The organism is Ruegeria sp. CDSB022 (genome assembly GCF_059611145.1).
In genome coordinates this window covers 865,000-883,643 of the sequence record NZ_JBXWOZ010000001.1, presented here as the reverse complement: position 1 = coordinate 883,643, position 18,644 = coordinate 865,000, and the positions used below count along the sequence as shown (strand labels likewise).

The window sequence follows — 18,644 nt, the reverse complement described above, 5'->3', positions numbered from 1 at the left end:
AAATGGACTCGATTGAGATTGGCCTTTGGGTCACCGGTGGTCTGCTGGTTCTGGTTATCACCGGAATGCGTGTGGCTTTTGCCGCGGCTTTGGCGGGGCTGATCGGTCTGGTTTGGATATTCTGGGCCAAATTCGGATATGATCCCGACCGGTTCGGCAAGGCGCTGACCGTTGCGGTAAAAACCGCAGGGCAAGTGCCGCATTCCAAGGTTGCAGCCCATACGCTCAGCCTGATTCCGACCTTTATCCTGATCGGTTACCTTGCCTACTACGCAGGCCTGACGCGCGCGCTGTTCGAGGCCGCCAAGCGCTGGGTAGCATGGGTTCCGGGTGGGCTTGCGGTCGCAACCGTGTTCGCCACCGCTGGTTTTGCTGCGGTCTCGGGGGCATCGGTCGCGACATCTGCGGTATTTGCCCGGATCGCGATCCCGGAAATGCTGAAGGTCGGGTACAACAAACAATTTGCGGCGGGCGTAGTTGCTGCAGGTGGCACTTTGGCCTCACTGATCCCGCCCTCGGCGATCCTTGTGATTTATGCGATCATCGTAGAGCAGGATGTGGGCAAACTGCTGCTCGCCGGGTTCATACCGGGAGCGTTTTCGGCGGTTATCTATGGTCTGCTGATCGTCGGCATCGCCGTTGTGTTCAAAAATGTCGGCCCGCCGGTCACTGGCTTTACTTGGAAACAGCGTTTTGCCGCGCTGCCTGGTGCCCTACCGATTGTTGCGGTGATCCTGATCATCATCTGCTTCGTCTATAACCCGTTTGGTGAAAAAGCCTGGGGCACGCCAACCGAAGGCGGGGCAATCGGTGCCTTTATCGTGTTCTGCTTCGCGCTGTTCCACGGCATGAGATGGGCAGAGTTGAAATCCGCACTGCTTGAGACCGCCAAACTGACCGCGATGATCTTTTCGATCATCTGGGGCGTGCTGATCTATGTCAGGTTCCTGGGTTTCGCCGATTTGCCAAGCGCGTTTTCCGACTGGATCACGTCGCTGACAATGTCACCCATGCTGATCCTGATCTGCATCCTGCTGGCCTATGCGGTGCTCGGCATGTTCATGGATGCCATCGGGATGCTATTGCTGACTCTGCCGGTTGTCTATCCGGCAGTTATGGCGCTGAACGGGGGCGAGGCCGTCACCGTTGCGGAAAGTACGTTTGGGATGTCCGGTCCGATGTGCGCCATCTGGTTTGGTATTTTGGTGGTGAAAATGGCCGAGTTCTGCCTGATCACGCCACCGATCGGTTTGAATTGCTTTGTCGTTGCCGGCGTCCGCCCTGATCTGAGCGTTCAGGACGTGTTCAAGGGCGTGACGCCGTTTTTCATCGCCGACGCCGTGACGATTGCGCTGCTGGTCGCCTTTCCGGGCATCGTTCTGTACCTGCCTTCGCTGGCCGGGTAATTGGCATCTGGCGAAGTCAATCTTTGGTGATACCTGCCCCCGGCTGGCGCACGGGGGCAGAGTATCTCTATTTCGCTCGCATCAGCATTCCGTACAGATCGCGCGGGTCGTCAGGGTCTGCCAGCATGTCCAAGGGTTCGTAGTAATCTGTGCCCCGGACTGCGGACTGGATGTAGCGCAGGGCTGAAAAATCCTCGATCGCGAAGCCTACGCTGTCAAACAACGTGATCTGACGATCATCTTTGCGACCCTCGGCCTGACCCGTCATGACCTGCCACAACTCGGTGACGGGATGATCGTCTTCAAGGGCCTGAATCTCGCCCTCAATACGGGTTTGCTCCGGGTATTCGACGAATATTTCAGAGCGTAGCAGGATATCCCTGTGCAGTTCGGTTTTGCCAGGACAGTCGCCGCCGATCGCGTTGATGTGGACGCCTGGGCCGACCAAGTTATCGGTCAGGATCGTGGCATTTTTCTTGTCCGCCGTGCAGGTCGTGATGATATGCGCGCCTTCGATGGCGTCCTCAGGGGATTTGCATTTCACGACCGAGAGGCCAGAGCCCGCCAAGTTGGCCGCACATTTTTCGGTAGCAGCCGCGTCGGTATCGTACAAGCGAACAGTATCAATCCCGCACATGGCCTTGAAGGCGAGGCACTGAAATTCGGATTGCGCGCCATTCCCGATCATTGCCATGGTCGAGGCCGATTTGGGCGCAAGATAGCTGCCGACCAGAGCAGAGGTTGCTGCGGTGCGCAATGCAGTCAGCATGGTCATTTCGGTCAGCAGGGTCGGATAGCCTGTGTAGACGTCTGCCAGCAATCCAAATGCGGTAACGGTCTGTAGGCCTTCGGAGGTGTTCTTGGGGTGGCCGTTGACGTATTTAAACCCATAGGCCTCACCGTCTGAGGTTGGCATCAGTTCAATCACCCCATGCGGCGAGTGGGCAGGGATGCGGGGTGTTTTGTCAAAGCTTTCCCACCGTTTGAAATCAGCTTCGATTTGCGCCGCAATATCGGTGATCATACGTTCGACGCCGATGTGGTGGACCAGTCTCATCATATTGTCGACAGACACAAACGGCACCAGGGCCTTTTCAGATGGTTGCATTAGGGGCTCCTATCGGCAGGACAGGTGGATGCCCGCAATCATGCAGCGCACGGATCCACCGGCAGTTTCAATGGTGGGAATCGAAAGCGGCAGAGGTGTCGCGCTGGCTTCGATTGTAGCGATTTGTTCCGGGGTCAGGGCGGCAAGTGCCCGGCTGGACAGCGCCAGCACGGGACCATTCAGGCCGCTCAGTTCGATGGCGTTGCCAGCAAATTCAGCGATCTGATCATGGGTCAGGTCGATGACCGTGCGACCGGATTCTTCCAGCCTGGCTTTCACTGTCGCGCGGCGTTCGGGGTCCGCGATCATATCAAGACAGATCAGCGCGTATTTGGAGCCGATGCCCATCAGAACATTCGTGTGATAGACATCACGTCCTGCGGCATCATGCGCCTCGAATGCGATGGGCTCATAGTTGAAATGGGTGCAGAAACGCTCCAACAGAACGGGGTCGGCGCGGTTGGATTTGACCGTGTAGGCCACGCGGCCAATGTGGTCCAGAACCATCGCTCCGGTGCCTTCCAGCGCCAGTCTGTCCTGTTCAAGCCCGGAATAATCGATCACGTCCTGAACACGATACTCCTGTTTCAACATTTCTATGACGTCGGCGCGACGTTCGCGCCTGCGCGACGGCACAAACATCGGATAGATTGCCACATGTCCGCCGGGATGGGTCGAGAACCAGTTGTTCGGAAATACGCTGTCTGGTGTGTCGAGGTCTCCGAAATCGTCGAAGACATGAACCTTAATACCCGCATCGCGCAGCAGCGCCACCGCCTGATCATGTTCATCGCGTGCTTGGACAGACGTGGCCGCTGCCGAGCGGTTGGCCAAGGTCTGGAACGCATTGTCGTCGCGTGTCTCGGGGTTCGAAGCAAACGCATGGGGCCGGATCATCACAACGGCTGGTGGGGCTTGTAGAGATTGCATCAGAAGCTCCGGGTGGGGCGGTCAAAGATGCGGCGGCCCAGCAATGAGGCGGCCAGATCCACCATCAATTTTGCAGTGCGGCCGCGTTCGTCCAGAAACGGGTTCAATTCTACCAGATCCAGCGAGCAGACAAGACCGCTTTCGTGCAGCAGTTCCATCACTAGATGAGCCTCGCGTTCGGTCGCGCCACCTGGAACTGTTGTGCCAACTGCAGGAGCAATGGACGGATCAAGGAAATCCACATCCAGCGAAACATGAAGGATGCCATCCGCTGCCCGGACCCGCTCCAGAAAGGCCATCAGCGGTGCTTTGATGCCGTTTTCGTCGATGCTTCGCATATCGGCCAGCATTGCGCGATCCTGTTCCAGCCGAGCCCGTTCGGCTGGGTCGACCGAGCGCAGACCGATCATGCCGACCCGGTCGGTCGGAACTGGCGATGAAACCGGTGGGAAGTCGTCAAATCCGGGCTGTCCGGTGAAATAGGCTACGGGTGTCCCGTGCAGGTTGCCGCTATCGGTGCTCTCGGGTGTGTGGAAATCGCTATGCGCGTCCAGCCAGAGAACGAACAGTGGGCGTTCGATCCGCTCGGCGTGCTGTGCCATGCCCAAAACCGTGCCCATCGAAAGCGCATGATCGCCGCCCATGAAAATTGGCAGGCCTTGTGGGGCAATATCCTGCGCGACACGGCTGAGAGCCTTGGTCCAGCCGATACACTCGGGCAGGGCGAAGAGATGCGAATGTTCGGACATATCCGGAATGTCAGGTGTGATATCGCCGAGATCCCGTAGGTGAAGACCGAGATCGGAAAGAGCTGATTGAAGCCCCGCAACCCGATAGGCATCGGGGCCCATCCGGCAGCCCTGTCGACGCTTGCCCGAATCCATCGGGGCGCCAACCAGAATTACGTTGTTTGTATCCATATGGAATACTACTCCGGCAATGTGGCTTGCGGATAGGGATCAAAATGCTCAAAATGGAACCGCAAGTGACATAACGGAAGTATTGAATGGACGATTTGGATGGCAAGCTTCTCAGCGCTCTGCATCGGGATGCCCGTGCTTCACTCTCGGAACTGGCTGAAACACTGGGAGTCACACGCACAACAGTGCGCAGCCGTCTGCAACGTTTGAAGCAATCCGGCGAGATTGTGGGCTTTACGGTTCTGACACGGCAGGATGTGGCGCAAAGCCCGGTCAGAGGGTTGATGATGCTGGAAATCGAAGGGCGCGGCACCGAGCGCACCATGGCCCAAATTGCCGCCATGCCACAGGTGCGGGCTGTCCATTCGACAAATGGCGGTTGGGACTTGATTGCCGAGATTGGGACCGAGACCCTGGCCGAACTGGATGAAATCCTGTTTCGCATCCGCAGGATCGAAGGGATTACGCGATCCGAAACCAACTTGCTTCTTTCTACTCGGAAAGGCCGCGTCTGATTGCTGTAGTGCTTTGAGCAGCAAGGAATATGTGTAAAAGTTGCGATGCGTTCGCCACCCGCGCAAAGGCAGCTGCAAACCTGAAACAGGGAAATCACATGACTGATCAGGATACAGGCAAAGAACTCTGGGCCATCAGACTTGCCGAAAGAGTATCCGGTTTTCTGGAACGACCCCTGGTCAGAATCGCCATTCCCGTAATCGTCATGCTGGTCGCCCTGACCGTGCTGCATGAACTGTCTGCACATGTGAAATGGTCATCCGTTCAGACGGATGTGGCGAACACCTCTTGGACGCTGTTGTTCATCGCCTTGTGCTGGACCGCTTTTAGCTTTGTTTCCCTGTCTTTATACGACGTCTTTGCAGTCCAGAGCGTTGCCGACGGTGAGGTTCCTTTGCCGGTTGCGGGCATGGCCGGGGCCTGTGGTTATGCGGTGTCAAACTGCCTTGGGTTTTCCTACATCACGGGCACGGCGATCCGGTATCGGATCTACGCATCTTTGGGGCTGGATCTGGGGCGTGTCGCTGGGGTTATTGCGACCTCGTGGATCGCTTTCTGGTCCGGCATGACCTTGCTGTTAGGGGCTTTGCTGACCTTTCATCCCGACGGGATATCGAAGGTTTTGCCAATCAGCGATACGGTCGAGACGGTCATAGGATTGGGCCTTTTGATCGCTCTGGCAACGCTGTTCATCTGGCTGTCGAAAGGCGGGCGCAGGCTGGCCTATGGCGGGGTTGGATTTAACCTTCCCGGCGGCAAACTGGCCGGGTTGCTGACGCTGGCGGCCTTGGGCGATGTGTTTGGTGCGTCGATGGTTCTGTATGTGCTGCTGCCGACAGACCTTGGGATCGGCTACCCCTATTTCTTCACCATCTTTATTGGCGCGATTGCGGTCGGTATCCTCAGCCATGCGCCGGGTGGAATTGGCGCCTTCGAGGCGACTATGATCGCGGGACTTGGCGCGTCAGGCCGGTCGGATGTCATTGCCGCGCTGTTGCTGTATCGCCTTGTTTATACGTTTCTTCCCTTCCTCATCGCCACACTCTCGATCGCTGTGGCATCAGCATTGACCCATCGTCGACATATTACTGGTGCAGCCACTTGGGTTTATCGAGTGATCCGTCCGATCGTGCCCATGGTGGCCGCAGGTGTGGCCGCAGTGGCCGGTGTGATACTTCTGGTCTCCGGCGCGTTGCCTGCAAGCAGCGGTAACCTGGGTGTGCTACGGGATTTCCTGCCCCTGTCCTTTGTCGAAGCGTCCCACCTGGCCGGAAGCGCGGTAGGGGTCTTGCTGATCCTTGTATCACGGGGGCTGTTTCGCAAGCTTTACCGGGCTTGGGTTGTGGCCATGCTGTTGATGCTGGCCGGTTTTGTCGCTTCGCTGACCAAAGGGCTGGATACGCACGAAGCGCTCAGCATGGTGGGTAGCATCGTTCTGCTGGCCATGTTCCGGGATGCGTTCTATCGGGTTAGCGGCGCGTCGATCTTCAGGTTGAACATACCCTGGCTGGTCAGCGTTCTTGCATTGCTTGCCGTGATCTTTTGGGTGGGTCTGTTTTCTTATTCCCATGTCGAATATCAAAATGCCCTGTGGTGGGAGTTTGCCTGGAACGGCGACGCCTCGCGGTTCCTACGATCCAGCCTTGTGGTTGCGGTCATCCTTGGAGTGGTTGCCGTTAGCTCACTGTTCGGGCGCGAGATTCCTGTTCCAGCCCGCACAGAAATCCCCGAAGTAGTCGAACGTCTGGTGATGGAAAGCGAAGACACAGAATCCCAGATTTCCCTGACCGGGGACAAGCAGTTCCTGATCGCGCCGGATGAAACCGCTTTTCTGGCTTATGCCGATACCGGCAACGCACTGGTCACCAAAGGTGAGCCAGTAGGGGATGAAACCGCCGGTAAACAGCTGATATGGCAGCTGCGCGAGATGGCGGACCGTGAGGGTAAACTTTGTGCCTTCTACAGCGTTTCCACCAAATACCTGCCGACCTTTCTAGACCTTGGCCTGTCGATCCTGAAAATTGGCGAAGTAGCGCGGGTGCCGCTGAAAGATTTTTCGCTGGACGGAAAATCCCGCAAGCGGTTCCGTCAGGCCAAGAACCGGGCCGAACGCGAAGGGTATGTTTTCGAGATTATTCCAAAACAGGAACTAACCCTGATCCTGCCCGAGTTGCGCAAGATTTCGGATGACTGGCTGGCGCAAAAGGCTGGGGCCGAGAAAGGTTTTGCGCTTGGCGGATTTGATGAAACCTATCTGTCCTATTTCGACCACGCGGTGCTGCGGAATGGCGAAACAGGTGAGATCGTCGCGTTTGCTAACCTGTTTCAGGGCGGGCAAAAATCAGAACTGTCGCTGGATCTGATGCGGTATGAACCAGATAGCCCAAGTTTTGTTATGGATGCGCTGTTTGCCGAGATGATGTCATGGGGCGCCGAGCAGGGGTTCCACTGGTTCTCGCTGGGGGCGGCACCGTTTTCCGGGATCGAAAACCGGCAACTGGCATCACTGTGGAACCGCATTGGCGGCTTTGTCTATGAACATGGCGAACAGTTTTATCACTTCGAGGGGCTGCGCTCGTTCAAGCAGAAATTCGAACCAGAATGGAGCCCGAACTATTTGGCCAGCCCCGGAGGACTGGCCGCGCCGCGTATTCTCTACGAGGTCAACATTCTGATTTCGGGCGGCTTGCGCGGTCTGACGAAATAGCGCTCAGTTCAGGCTGGCTTGGATCGGAGCCTGTTGCAGCAGGTCTCCCCAATCGGTGCGATAGGCCATTTCGGCCAGCACGGTTTCCGGCAGGAACTCCTGATTTTGCCGGATTTGCCAACCACCGCCTAAACCTTTGTAGACTGCAACCAGATTGCTCGAGACCTGCTGGCGGGCTTCGATCAGATTGGCCTGTGATCGCAGCAATGCGGTTTGCGTGTTCAGAACGCGGGAATAGCTGGCGATGCCATCCCGGTATTGGTTCACCGCGATCTCGGCAGCTTTGCGCGATGCGGTGACGCTGTTTTGGTAGAATGTCACTTGTTTGCGTGATTGCGCATAGGCGACCATGGCGCTTTCAACCTCGGAATAGGCGGTCAGGACGGTGTTTTGATAGTTCGCAATCAAGGCCTGATAAGCTGCGTCCTGGGCGCGGACATTATTCTTGATCCGCCCATAATTCAGCACATTCCAGACCACTCCGGCACTGGCCAGCCCAGTATTGCTGGCGGATGAAAACAGGTCCTGACTGCCCGAGGCCTGCAGGCCGATCGAACCGGACAGGATGAACTGGGGATACAGGTCAGCAATCGCGATCCCAACTTGCGCAGACTGTGTGGCAGCGGCCAGTTCTGCGGCGCGTACATCCGGGCGTCGGCGCAGCAATTCCGCTGGTACTCCAACGGCGACGTTGGATCGGGCCGAAGGGATACGACCGGAATTACCCAGCAACCCGGCCATGCGCGAGGGTGTTGTTCCCAGTAAAACAGCCAAAGCATTCTTGGTCTGCTGAAGATCGCTTTCAATCTCCGGCACCAGCGCCATGGTATTGTTCAGCAGGGCGGTGGCCTCTTGCACATCCAGTTCAGTGGTGACGCCGTTGTTGAAACGCAGTTGCGTCAGATCAACCGATTCCTGTTGCAGCTTGATATTCTCTCGTGCCACGAACAGGGTTTCTTGCAGCGCGCGGAAGCTTACATATAACGCTGCTACATCGCCGGTCAGCGTGACCAAAGCGTCATCGTAATTAGCGACCTGAAGTGCCAGATTGGATCGTGCGGCCTGCACACCCCGGCGTTGCTGCCCCCACACATCCAGTTCCCATTGGGCGTCGAAGCCAACCTGCGAGGTCGAGAATTCAGTATCCAGAGGGATGATCCGATTGATATCGGAAATCGGTCCGATATTGTCGCTGATCTGGCGCCGCTCGATCGAACCTCCGATGGCCTGCGATTGGGGGTAAAGCTCACCAAAGGCAATCCCAAGCTGTGCGCGGGCCTGCAATACGCGCGCACCGGCCACCTGTAGCGCCAGGTTCTGGGCATAGGCTTCGGCGATCAACCGGTTCAAAGTGGCGTCGTTGAAGGTCTCCCACCATTTTGCCACAGGGGCACTACGCGAGGTGAGGCCGCTGGGACCGACTGAGGGGTTGTTTACCTCGATCCATTCCTTCACGACCGGAGAGTTCGGTCGCACAAAATCAGGACCGACAGGTGCGCATCCCACCAGCAGCGCGGCACACAGGGCTGTGCCCATCAAACTGCGGTTTAGCCTGGCCCGTGTCATACAGCGTGTCCTTAAATGTCCAGTGGTCGGATGAAGTTTGCGAAGGAATAGAGGCGGATATTGATGCGCCGCAGGAACTCAAAGCTTTTGCCCTGGCCGGTATAGATTGCCACCGCGGCATGTCCACCGGCGGGAAAGACGTGGCCATCTGGAATTTCGACCGAAATCTGCACGGCAATATGTCCAGGAATTTTTGGCAGTTCAAATCCGGGCAGGCGGCCTGATGGCAGATATTGACCCTGGCGGGTTGCCCACCAGATTGCCTCGACTTTGCCGGTCAGGATTTCTCCGGGATATAAGTCCAGCGCGACCTCAACCTGTTGCCCGGGTTTCACAAATTTCAGGTTCTGCTGCCGGTAAGTGGCGAGAATATAGGGGTTTTCCTTGGTCACAAAGCTGGCGATTGCGCCCAATCGGATGTCACCGACAACCAGACCCGGGCGTGCCTGTTGTGAAACGATCATACCATCTTCGGGCGCGTAGATCGTAGTATTGTCCAGAAAGTACCGGGCCTTTTCCAACTGAGCCTGAGCTTGAACGATTCCGGTATTGACCCCGTCGATCTGCGAATCCAGCGCCAGCTTTGCCTTTTCCAGATTGGCTTCGGCCTCTTTTATCTTGGCCTGATCTTCCGTGACCTGCTCGTTCCAGCGATCCAGCTCATCCTCTCGGGCACCACCCGCAGGGACAAGGTTTTCATACCGTGCCTGCTGGGTCAGTGCATATGCCAGTTGCGCGTTTGCTCGCTCGACGGCTTCACCCGCGACGATCACATCCTGTTCCAGAATTTTGGCGTTCTGCTGGGCTGCAACCAACTGTGCGGATGCCTCTTCGAATTCAAGCGCAAAGACGGTGTCGTCGAACCGATACAGCGGATCCCCTTTCTTCACCTCTGTATTCGGCTCGACCAGAACCTCGGAAAGGATGGTTGGTTCAGTCAGGCGCGGTACGATCTGTATGGTTGAGCGGACCACGTGGCTGTCGATCGAAAATGGCTGGAAGAACCGCAGCGCAACCATAAAGATCAATAACAGATGAGCACCCACCCAGAAGGAAACGATGCCCCAGGCGATGCTGAACTTAAGCCATTGTAGTTTGAAGAAGATCAGCCAGACAAAAATGATGTAGAAAAGCGTAATGCCAAGAGCGACAAACATATTGTGGGACTTCCTTTAGCCTTAGCTTTTTTGTGTTTCGTCCGGGTCCAGTGGATCGCGATATTCTTCGGTCAGATCACCGCCTAACCGTTTGATATCCTTCCGTATCGCATCGCGTTCATCATCAGGCATACGGCGGATATCGACAGTGGCTGCATCGTGGAAAGCCCACATAAAGGCGTGAATCCAGGGAACGACAGCCAGAAACCCCATCCAGCCCATGATCTTGACTGCCTCAGCATGCGGATGGTTGCGTTTGATTGCGATGCGGCCGGGCAGTCCCATTATGAACAGAAACAGTGCCATTACAGCGGCCAGCAGCAGTATAAGTGCGATAAATGTCAGATAGTCATAATAGCCTAGCGGCTGCCCCAGTAGTCCCATTCCGATGCCTCCATGAGGGAAGGTTTATCCATCCTCAGTTGTTGGTGTCCAGTTCGTCAATCAATTTGTAGCTTGTCGGCGGGTCAGCGCAGATACCTGGGCCACATTCCAACAAGGTCGACCCCGCATTCAGCGCGGCCAGCCCTAGCATCACAAAGAACGCGGTTTTGGCCAGCGTATTGCCCCCGAACCGTGGTTGATCGTCGGTTGTGTCCTGATATTGACGGTCGAAAAGCAGCATGTTTGCCGTGCCCAGCAGGATCAGAAAAAAGCAGATCGCGGCCCATGTGTAGTAGTGATACCCAAAAACAGGCGAACCATAGTGGCCGGTACCCGGTACGATATGCAGCAAGATCTGGCGAACGGAAACGCTGATCCCAAACAGTGCCGCAAGCAACATCAACGCATAATGCTGCGGCCGGGCTCCGTATAGCAGGTTCAGGCCCAAACCAACGCCCACCGCTACGAACCCGACCCGTTGCAATAAGCAAAGCGGGCAGGGCAGTTCGTTCAGCGCCAGCTGGTATCCGAAGGCCAGCACAAGAACGAGGCTGACCGCCAGGGTTCCCAACGCGTTCAGGGTGCGGGAAAGCTCGGGTGTCATTGTGGCCTCCTACAGCTGAATGGTCAGTTGGCTGGTGGCATGAAACTTCAGCCAATAAACACTTAGGGCCATGGTAATGAAGAACACAACATTGGCCGCTTTGGTTTTTCTATAATAATTCAGCCCCATAGTGGCTGTGAGTAACGCAAATAAAAGCGCGATCATGGCCCGGATCTCCCCCTTGCCGTGCACTGATTGCAATATGTTGCGATACTGTCAGGGCCGGTCGCCTATGACAAGAACCACGTTTGGAATTACGCGTTTAATGCGAATCTCCGGTGGTTCGGCCGCTGTATACGACCCGCGTTCCCCATTCCTTGCATTTACGTGCAAGCCCACTTGGAAGAGGTTGATCTGTAAAGAAAACGTCAACTTCGGACATCGAGGCAATACGGGCAGGGGCCGAGCGCTGAAATTTCGAATGATCGGCAACCAGAAAGCTGTGTCTGGCCTGTGCAATGATAGTCTGGCTGACACGGACCTCCTGGAAATCGAAATCCAGAAGATCACCATCGGCGTCCAGTGCGGAACACCCGATTACCGCATAATCGAACTTGAATTGTTCAATCGTTGAATTTGTCAGGTTGCCGATCAGACCACCGTCCGACCGGCGCAGAACACCACCGGCGACGACGATCTGGCAGTTCGTGTTTTCCACCAGGATACGCGCGACATTCATGTTATTTGTCACCACCATAAGATCTTTGTGGTTTAGCAACTGATGCGCGACAGCCTCGGTCGATGTACCGATGTTCAAAAAAAGCGATGCACCATCCGGTATGTTGGCAGCGCAAACCTGTGCGATACGGGTCTTGATTTCAGCATTCAGGGCGCGCCGGTCCTCGTAACCGATATTCGAAACGCCGGATCGCAGGACCGCGCCGCCATGAACCCGGTCCAGCTTGCCCAATTCCGCAAGCTCGGAAAGATCGCGCCGGATCGTTTGGACCGTGACACCAAACTGCAACGCCAGATCCTCGACCATGACGCGACCATTCTGCTTGGCGATTTCTATGATGTCTGACTGGCGGAACGAAAGAGACAAGGGAAGCTCCGGTTATTGGGTTCTTTCGTTTTTGTTCCTTTTTTCGCAATATTGCAACCGGCAGAAATCAAGCATTGTTTGTACAACAACAAAAAATCACTATTCTTGTTCGTTAAGCGAAAAAAAACGAAAATCTACATTGACGAACCGAGTATCGAGCGGGTTAATTGCCGCACGTTTTCAGCAAAAGGACTGACCTGCAAATGGCACAGCAGACTGGCCAGGTTACTGACCTATTCATCATCGGTGGCGGTATTAACGGTTGCGGGATCGCGCGTGATGCGGCCGGGCGGGGATTGTCGGTGACATTGGCCGAGATGAACGACTTGGCATCGGCCACGTCCTCGGCCTCGACCAAATTGTTCCACGGCGGCCTACGGTATCTGGAATATTTTGAGTTCAGGTTGGTCCGCGAGGCGCTGATTGAGCGGGAAACGCTGCTGCGGGCAATGCCTCATATCAGTTGGCCGATGCGCTTTGTGCTTCCCTACCACGATGGGATGCGATTTGACTCGGACACTCCGACCTCACGGCTGCTGAGTACAGTGATGCCTTGGATGCGTGGTCGTCGTCCAGCCTGGCTGATCCGTCTTGGCCTGTTCATGTACGATCACCTTGGAGGGCGGAAAATTCTACCCGGGACCTCTGCGCTGAATTTGCGTTCCGCGCCTGAAGGTGTCCCGCTGCAAAATAGGTTTGAGACCGCGTATGAGTATTCCGACTGCTGGATCGAAGATTCCCGTCTGGTAGTTCTGAATGCCCGTGATGCCGAGGCCCGTGGCGCCGATATTCTGGTTCGGACCGAAGTTCTTTCAGCCGAGCGGGTGGATGATGTTTGGCATGTGACGATCCGCGATAACCAAAATGACGAAACCCGTATCGTCCTGGCAAAGATGTTGATCAATGCCGGTGGGCCCTGGGTTGGCGATATCATCCAGGAAAAAATCCACGTGAACTCGCGCGAGGGGGTTCGGTTGGTCCGCGGCAGCCATATCGTAACCCACAGGTTATTCAACCATGACAAATGCTATTTCTTTCAGGGCGAAGACGGGCGCATCATCTTTGCCATTCCCTATGAGAGAGATTTCACCCTTATTGGAACAACTGATCAGGATCACCCAGACCCATCGGTTCCTCCAGTCTGTACCGAGTCTGAACAGGAATATCTGTGTGCGTTTGCGTCAAAATATTTTGAGCAGCCTGTGACCCGCGAAGACATCGTCTGGACCTATTCCGGTGTGCGCCCTCTGTATGACGATGGGGCCAGCAGCGCAACGGCCGCGACCAGAGACTATACTCTGAAGGTCAATGGGCTTGGCGGTGCTCCGGTTTTGAATGTTTTCGGCGGCAAGATTACGACCTATCGCAGATTGGCCGAAAGTGCGCTTGAGAAAATCGCTGAGTACTTCCCGGATTTGCCCGGTCCATGGACCGCTGGAGTTTCTTTGCCGGGTGGCGATTTCCCCGTTAGCGCAGTGCAAGACCTTATTGCCGGTCTGGAATTCGACTATGCTTTTTTGAATCGCACATGGGCGGAACGGCTGGTGCGCGCCTATGGAACCGAGGCGCGCGCTATTCTGGCCGATGCAAAGACCGCTGAGGATCTGGGGGAAGAGTTCGGGGCGACGCTGACCGAACGCGAAATGGAATGGCTGGTCACCAAGGAATATGTGCGCTGCGCTGAAGATGCCATCTGGCGCAGAAACAAGCTGGGCCTAAGACTTGATGCCGATCAGATCGCTGCCATCCAGCGCTGGATCGAAAAGCGCCTGGCCCATTAAAGAAAAGCCCCGCGTTTTTGGCGGGGCTTTTTTTGATTTATGCGGCTTCTTCCGAAGGGTCGGGGTCGTTCTTTGTCCCTTTGAGCCATTCCCTCAGCCCCTGCATCAGGGCGTAAAGTACCGGCACAAGGATAACGCCAACCAGAGTCGCCGCCAGCATTCCGCCAAAGACGGCGACACCGATGGCCTTCTGGCTAGCCGCTCCCGCGCCGTTCGCGGCAAGCAACGGTACAACACCCAACAGGAAGGAGAGGGCGGTCATCATCACCGCGCGGAATCGTTGATGGGCGGCTTCGGCTGCAGCATCTTTGATCGAAAGGCCATTGGCACGCTGTTCCATTGCGAATTCAACGATGAGGATACCGTTCTTCGACGCAAGCCCCACCAGCATGATCATCCCGATCTGCGTGTACAGGTTTATGTCGCTACCCACGATGGCCACCGCCGCAACCGCCCCGAATAGGGCAACAATAACCGATAGAAGAATGGACACCGGCATCGACCAGCTTTCGTATTGCCCCACCAGGAACAAATAGGCGAACAGGACAGCAAGCCCGAGGATAATGATCACAAGGCTGCCGGATGCAAGCTGCTGTTGCGCGGTACCTGTCCATTCAAACGCGTATCCCGAGGGTAGGGCGTTGGCGGATTCTTCTGTCATCACAGTGATAGCGTCGCCACTGGACAGCCCTGGCGCAGGTACAGCTGTAACAGTTGCCGAACGGAACAGGTTATGCCGTTTTAACAGGACTGGCCCCAACACGTTTTCCACGTCGATCAACGTACCCAATGGAACCATATCGCCCTTGGTCGAGCGCACATACAGGTTCGAAATATCTTCGACCTTGTTCCGATAGCTCCCCTCGGCCTGAATCATCACGCGGTAGACGCGGCCGAACAGGTTGAAATCGTTCACATAGTACGAGCCTAGCTGGGCTTGCATCGTCTGGAAAATCTCAGCAACAGACACTTCCAGGGTTTTCGCTTTCTCACGGTCCAGATCGACAAATAGCTGAGGAACATTGGCCCGGAATGTTGTATAGGCCTGACCAATCTCGGGTCGCTGGTTTGCAGCATAGACGAAGGACCCAACGGCCGAGGCCAGATCCTGAGGCGTACCGCCCCCGACTTGCTGAACCTCCATTTCCACACCGGCTGACATGCCGAGGCCCTGAATCGGTGGCGGGTTGAAGGCCACGATCGAAGCTGCGGATTCGCCATTTGCAATCGCCAGAACCTTGCCCAGAATGGCATCGGCAGACAGGTCGGGATCTTGCCGCTCGTCCCAGTTGTCGAGGTTCACAAAAACGGTCGCTCCATTTGTGGTTGTGCCGTTCAGCAGCGAAAACCCGTTGATCAGAACCGTACTGGCGACCCCCGAGATATCGCGGATTTGGTCGTCGACCCGACCTGCGATAGTCTCGGTTCGTTCCAGTGTTGCCGCATCTGGCAACTGGATGTCTACAAAGAGATAGCCGTTGTCTTCAAGCGGAATAAAACCGCTTGATGTGTTCGACATGATCGTCCCTGTACCCATGGCCAGAACAACGATGACGCCCAGTCCGGCGACTGGCAGAATTAACAGTTTTCGGACAATGACAACATAACCGTCACGCAGCGTTCCGATGAAACGCTCAAACAGGGCCAAAATACCCTTGGGCGGACCTGAGCGTGCGCGCAGAACCAATCCGCAAAGCGCCGGAGACAAGGTCAAAGCGTTGATTGACGAAATCACGACCGCAGTCGAGATGGTGACTGCAAACTGAGAATACAGTCGCCCCGAGATGCCAGGCATAAAGGTTACGGGCACAAAAACGGCCAGCAGAACCAGTGTGGTTGCGATGACAGGTCCGGTGATTTGGCCCATCGCTTTCCGTGTCGCCTCAGGCGGGGACAACCCTTCGTCGGCGATAATGCGTTCAACGTTTTCAACCACCACGATGGCATCATCGACCACGATCCCGATGGCCAGTACAAGCGCGAACAAAGAAATTGTGTTCAGGGACATCCCAAACGCCAGCAGGAACGCGAACGTCCCGATCAGCGAAACAGGAATAGCAACCGCCGGAATGATCGTGGCACGCCAACTGCCCAAAAAGACAAATACGACCGAAATCACTAAAACGAACGTCAGCATCAGGGTGGAAACCACGTCGTTCAGAGATTGTTCCACGAAGTCGGTCGTGTTGAACGGAACCTGATATTCAACATCTGTTGGGAACGAACGCGACAGCCGGTCTAATTCGGCCTGAACACGATCTGAAACAGCCAACGCATTGGCACCGGGGGCTTGATAGATACCGATAACCGTTGCGGGTTCTGCCTGGAAATAACCCGAAGCCGAATAGAACTGCGCTCCAAGTTCGGTTCTGGCAATGTCCCTTATGCGTACGATTGCCCCTGCATCACCAGTACGGATGACAATATTGCCAAATTCAGCGGCCGAGGTCAGCCGGCCCTTGGTCTTGATCGTATATTGAAATGTCTGTCCCTCAGGGACCGGCGGCGAGCCTATCGAACCGGCAGACACTTCGATATTCTGTTCTCGGATAGCGTTTATGACATCACCCGGTGAAATCGACAGGGCGGTCATCTTGTCGGGATCCATCCATATCCGCATTGCATATTCAAGGTTAGTCAGAACGTCGGCTTTACCAACACCCTGTACCCGCGCCAACGCATCTTTCAGGTTGATCGAAGCGTAGTTCGACAAGAATACACTGTCATAGGTGCTTTTGGGTGAGGTCAGCGTGACCAGCATCAGCATATTGGTCGATGCCTTCTGCGTAACGACACCCGACGAAGTCACCTCTGACGGAAGCGAAGACATGGCCTGCGCAACGCGGTTCTGCACGTTGACGGATGCAATGTCAGGATCGGTGCCGACTTCGAAGGTAATATTCAACGAATACGATCCGTTATCCGAAGAGGTGGACGTCATGTAGATCATGTCATCCACGCCGTTGACCTGCGCCTCGATCGGCGCGGCGACAGTGTTCTCGACCGTTTCGGCATTGGCACCGGTATAGGTGGCGGAAACGCTGACGACCGGTGGCGTAATATCAGGAAACTGGGCGACCGGCAGAACCATATAGCCGATCCCGCCCATGATCGTCAGGACAAGCGAAATAACTAGGGCCAGCTTGGGCCGGCTGATGAACAGGGATGAGAACATCTGTTACTCTCCCGGCTGCTCGGATGCGGTGACAGCATCCACTGCCACACCCGGGCGCACGCGCTGGAGGCCCTCGACGATCACGCTTTCCCCTTCGCGCAGGCCGTCTAGAACGATCACAGCAGTTCCGACATTGTCGCCGGTGGTGATATAGCGCTGTTCGACCATTTGCTTATCGTTAACGACCAGAACGAAATCACCGCGCTGATCACGCGACAAGGCCGCCTGCGGGATCAGAACCTGCAAGGTCGGCTCCAGGGCTTCGATATGAACGCTCAGGAACTGACCATCGAGGATCAGCCGGTCGGCATTTGTGAATTCGGCCCGCATTGCAATCGTTCCAGTTAGCGGGTCGATATGGTTGTCAACGAAAACAATCGAACCTGTTTCGCCCAAGTCCGATCCATTGGGCAGCGTTACATGCACATTCGGGCTTTTGGGGCTTTCGGCCAGCGACGATGCATTCTCGCCATATTGTTCAAGAACCGAGGTAAACTGTTTTTCGTTCAACGAGAAATTCACATACACTGGTGCCTCGCTGACGATATTCACCAATGGTGGGTTGTTCGGGCCAACAACGTCCCCGACGCTGATAGCGACCCGCCCGATACGGCCGGTGAACGGTGCGTGGACCTTAGTATAGCTCAGATCAAGTTCAGCCTGTTGGATCGCGGCTTTCGCGGCTTTGACTTCGGCAATGGCCACAAGTTCGTTGGCACGGGCGATATCCCGTTCGCTTTCCGGAGTGGCATCGCGTTTGTAAAGTTCTTCCTTCCGGGCCAGGTCAACTTTGGCGAGCTCAAGATTTGCTTCGGCACGGTCCAGATCGGCATTCCGTGCATCTAGTGTCGCCTGATACAGGTCCGGCTCGATCGTGAACATAAGGTCGCCTTCATTCACCATCGCGCCGTCTTCAACATTCTGACTGTCCAGAAATCCGCTGACCCGGGCGACAATATCGGCCTTGTTCAGCGCCTCAGCTCGACCGATGAAAGTCGCCTCGTCCGTGATTTCTTGCGTGTAGGCCGCTGCGATGGACACTTTGGGCGGTGGGGCGTCACTTTTATCCTGCGCGGCAGCTGGCACCACCAACCCACACAGGGCCAAAGCTGCGGCATACCAAACGGATTTGGCTATGGGGTCATTCGGTCGAAAGCTGAAAAGTGTTGATGCAAGGATCATGGCAGAAGCCCCATTGAAACAAAAACTGGATACAACTCGGGTCGCCGCCAGCGGTCCGAGTCGCCTAAACTCTTTGTGAGGATGGCTGGTTTTGGTAGGTTTCTCAAGCGTGTTAGCCCGTAAGGCAATCGCTTACCCAAGGATATTTTTCTGTAGGGCGGCA

15 protein-coding genes are annotated in these 18,644 nt (G+C 55.8%); 4 read left to right on the top strand and 11 right to left on the bottom strand.

Features of this window, described 5'->3' with window-relative positions; genetic code table 11:
- The first annotated feature begins 2 nt into the window (after positions 1 to 2).
- Positions 3 to 1,406, top strand: a complete 1,404-nt coding sequence (locus tag AC2FIZ_RS04410; protein WP_281972234.1) for a TRAP transporter large permease — start codon at positions 3 to 5, stop codon at positions 1,404 to 1,406.
- A gap of 67 nt (positions 1,407 to 1,473) precedes the next feature.
- Here the strand turns inward: AC2FIZ_RS04410 and ocd are convergent, their stop codons facing one another.
- The 3 genes from ocd to rocF are packed head-to-tail and all read right to left on the bottom strand — an operon-like array spanning position 1,474 to position 4,364.
- Entirely contained in the window at positions 1,474 to 2,514 is a 1,041-nt protein-coding gene (ocd, locus tag AC2FIZ_RS04405) for an ornithine cyclodeaminase (protein WP_142634317.1), read from the bottom strand.
- 9 nt (positions 2,515 to 2,523) lie between these two features.
- A complete protein-coding gene (ctlX, locus tag AC2FIZ_RS04400) occupies positions 2,524 to 3,444 on the bottom strand; it encodes a citrulline utilization hydrolase CtlX (protein WP_496790643.1) in 921 nt (306 codons plus the stop codon).
- A complete protein-coding gene (gene rocF, locus AC2FIZ_RS04395) occupies positions 3,444 to 4,364 on the bottom strand; it encodes an arginase (protein WP_496790642.1) in 921 nt (306 codons plus the stop codon). The genes ctlX and rocF overlap by 1 nt, the downstream gene beginning before the upstream one ends.
- An 86-nt stretch (positions 4,365 to 4,450) precedes the next feature.
- On the opposite strand from rocF, the gene AC2FIZ_RS04390 reads away from it, so the two are divergent.
- Positions 4,451 to 4,879, top strand: a complete 429-nt coding sequence (locus tag AC2FIZ_RS04390) for an Lrp/AsnC family transcriptional regulator (RefSeq protein ID WP_142634311.1) — start codon at positions 4,451 to 4,453, stop codon at positions 4,877 to 4,879.
- Between the two features lie 98 nt (positions 4,880 to 4,977).
- Positions 4,978 to 7,587 carry a bifunctional lysylphosphatidylglycerol flippase/synthetase MprF gene (mprF, locus tag AC2FIZ_RS04385; RefSeq protein WP_281994739.1) on the top strand — a complete coding sequence of 870 codons (2,610 nt, stop codon included), beginning with the start codon at positions 4,978 to 4,980 and terminating at the stop codon, positions 7,585 to 7,587.
- A 3-nt stretch (positions 7,588 to 7,590) separates the two neighbouring features.
- On the opposite strand, the gene AC2FIZ_RS04380 is transcribed toward mprF, so the two are convergent.
- The 6 genes from AC2FIZ_RS04380 to AC2FIZ_RS04355 form a co-directional block, all read right to left on the bottom strand.
- The gene (locus AC2FIZ_RS04380) at positions 7,591 to 9,153 is read right to left on the bottom strand and encodes an efflux transporter outer membrane subunit (RefSeq protein WP_281994738.1); all 1,563 of its coding nucleotides are present in this window, start codon (positions 9,151 to 9,153) and stop codon (positions 7,591 to 7,593) included.
- Between the two features lie 11 nt (positions 9,154 to 9,164).
- Positions 9,165 to 10,310, bottom strand: a complete 1,146-nt coding sequence (locus AC2FIZ_RS04375; RefSeq protein ID WP_281994737.1) for an HlyD family secretion protein — start codon at positions 10,308 to 10,310, stop codon at positions 9,165 to 9,167.
- Between the two features lie 21 nt (positions 10,311 to 10,331).
- Entirely contained in the window at positions 10,332 to 10,694 is a 363-nt protein-coding gene (locus AC2FIZ_RS04370; RefSeq protein WP_142634304.1) for a DUF3302 domain-containing protein, read from the bottom strand.
- Between the two features lie 34 nt (positions 10,695 to 10,728).
- The gene (locus AC2FIZ_RS04365; protein WP_496790641.1) at positions 10,729 to 11,298 is read right to left on the bottom strand and encodes a disulfide bond formation protein B; all 570 of its coding nucleotides are present in this window, start codon (positions 11,296 to 11,298) and stop codon (positions 10,729 to 10,731) included.
- Positions 11,299 to 11,307: 9 nt separating this feature from the next.
- Positions 11,308 to 11,463: a DUF5993 family protein gene (locus AC2FIZ_RS04360; RefSeq protein WP_271946630.1), complete on the bottom strand. Its 156-nt coding sequence runs from the start codon at positions 11,461 to 11,463 to the stop codon at positions 11,308 to 11,310.
- 97 nt (positions 11,464 to 11,560) lie between these two features.
- Entirely contained in the window at positions 11,561 to 12,343 is a 783-nt protein-coding gene (locus AC2FIZ_RS04355) for a DeoR/GlpR family DNA-binding transcription regulator (RefSeq protein ID WP_271946633.1), read from the bottom strand.
- 203 nt (positions 12,344 to 12,546) lie between these two features.
- On the opposite strand from AC2FIZ_RS04355, the gene glpD reads away from it, so the two are divergent.
- Complete coding sequence (gene glpD, locus AC2FIZ_RS04350; protein ID WP_271946636.1) at positions 12,547 to 14,124, top strand: glycerol-3-phosphate dehydrogenase; 1,578 nt, start codon at positions 12,547 to 12,549, stop codon at positions 14,122 to 14,124.
- A 37-nt stretch (positions 14,125 to 14,161) separates the two neighbouring features.
- Here the strand turns inward: glpD and AC2FIZ_RS04345 are convergent, their stop codons facing one another.
- Both AC2FIZ_RS04345 and AC2FIZ_RS04340 read right to left on the bottom strand, forming a co-directional pair.
- Positions 14,162 to 17,299 (bottom strand): efflux RND transporter permease subunit, encoded by a 3,138-nt coding sequence (locus AC2FIZ_RS04345; RefSeq protein WP_142634295.1) that lies wholly within the window; start codon positions 17,297 to 17,299, stop codon positions 14,162 to 14,164.
- Between the two features lie 3 nt (positions 17,300 to 17,302).
- Positions 17,303 to 18,481 (bottom strand): efflux RND transporter periplasmic adaptor subunit, encoded by a 1,179-nt coding sequence (locus tag AC2FIZ_RS04340; protein WP_142634293.1) that lies wholly within the window; start codon positions 18,479 to 18,481, stop codon positions 17,303 to 17,305.
- Positions 18,482 to 18,644: the final 163 nt, after the last annotated feature.

Excerpts from the sequence above, each read along its gene's own strand:
- AC2FIZ_RS04410 (WP_281972234.1), top strand. The coding sequence starts at position 3 with ATGGACTCGATTGAGATTGGCCTTTGGGTCACCGGTGGTCTGCTGGTT.
- ocd (WP_142634317.1), bottom strand. The coding sequence starts at position 2,514 with ATGCAACCATCTGAAAAGGCCCTGGTGCCGTTTGTGTCTGTCGACAAT.
- ctlX (WP_496790643.1), bottom strand. The coding sequence starts at position 3,444 with ATGCAATCTCTACAAGCCCCACCAGCCGTTGTGATGATCCGGCCCCAT.
- rocF (WP_496790642.1), bottom strand. The coding sequence starts at position 4,364 with ATGGATACAAACAACGTAATTCTGGTTGGCGCCCCGATGGATTCGGGC.
- AC2FIZ_RS04390 (WP_142634311.1), top strand. The coding sequence starts at position 4,451 with ATGGACGATTTGGATGGCAAGCTTCTCAGCGCTCTGCATCGGGATGCC.
- mprF (WP_281994739.1), top strand. The coding sequence starts at position 4,978 with ATGACTGATCAGGATACAGGCAAAGAACTCTGGGCCATCAGACTTGCC.
- AC2FIZ_RS04380 (WP_281994738.1), bottom strand. The coding sequence starts at position 9,153 with ATGACACGGGCCAGGCTAAACCGCAGTTTGATGGGCACAGCCCTGTGT.
- AC2FIZ_RS04375 (WP_281994737.1), bottom strand. The coding sequence starts at position 10,310 with ATGTTTGTCGCTCTTGGCATTACGCTTTTCTACATCATTTTTGTCTGG.
- AC2FIZ_RS04370 (WP_142634304.1), bottom strand. The coding sequence starts at position 10,694 with ATGGGACTACTGGGGCAGCCGCTAGGCTATTATGACTATCTGACATTT.
- AC2FIZ_RS04365 (WP_496790641.1), bottom strand. The coding sequence starts at position 11,298 with ATGACACCCGAGCTTTCCCGCACCCTGAACGCGTTGGGAACCCTGGCG.
- AC2FIZ_RS04360 (WP_271946630.1), bottom strand. The coding sequence starts at position 11,463 with ATGATCGCGCTTTTATTTGCGTTACTCACAGCCACTATGGGGCTGAAT.
- glpD (WP_271946636.1), top strand. The coding sequence starts at position 12,547 with ATGGCACAGCAGACTGGCCAGGTTACTGACCTATTCATCATCGGTGGC.
- AC2FIZ_RS04345 (WP_142634295.1), bottom strand. The coding sequence starts at position 17,299 with ATGTTCTCATCCCTGTTCATCAGCCGGCCCAAGCTGGCCCTAGTTATT.
- AC2FIZ_RS04340 (WP_142634293.1), bottom strand. The coding sequence starts at position 18,481 with ATGATCCTTGCATCAACACTTTTCAGCTTTCGACCGAATGACCCCATA.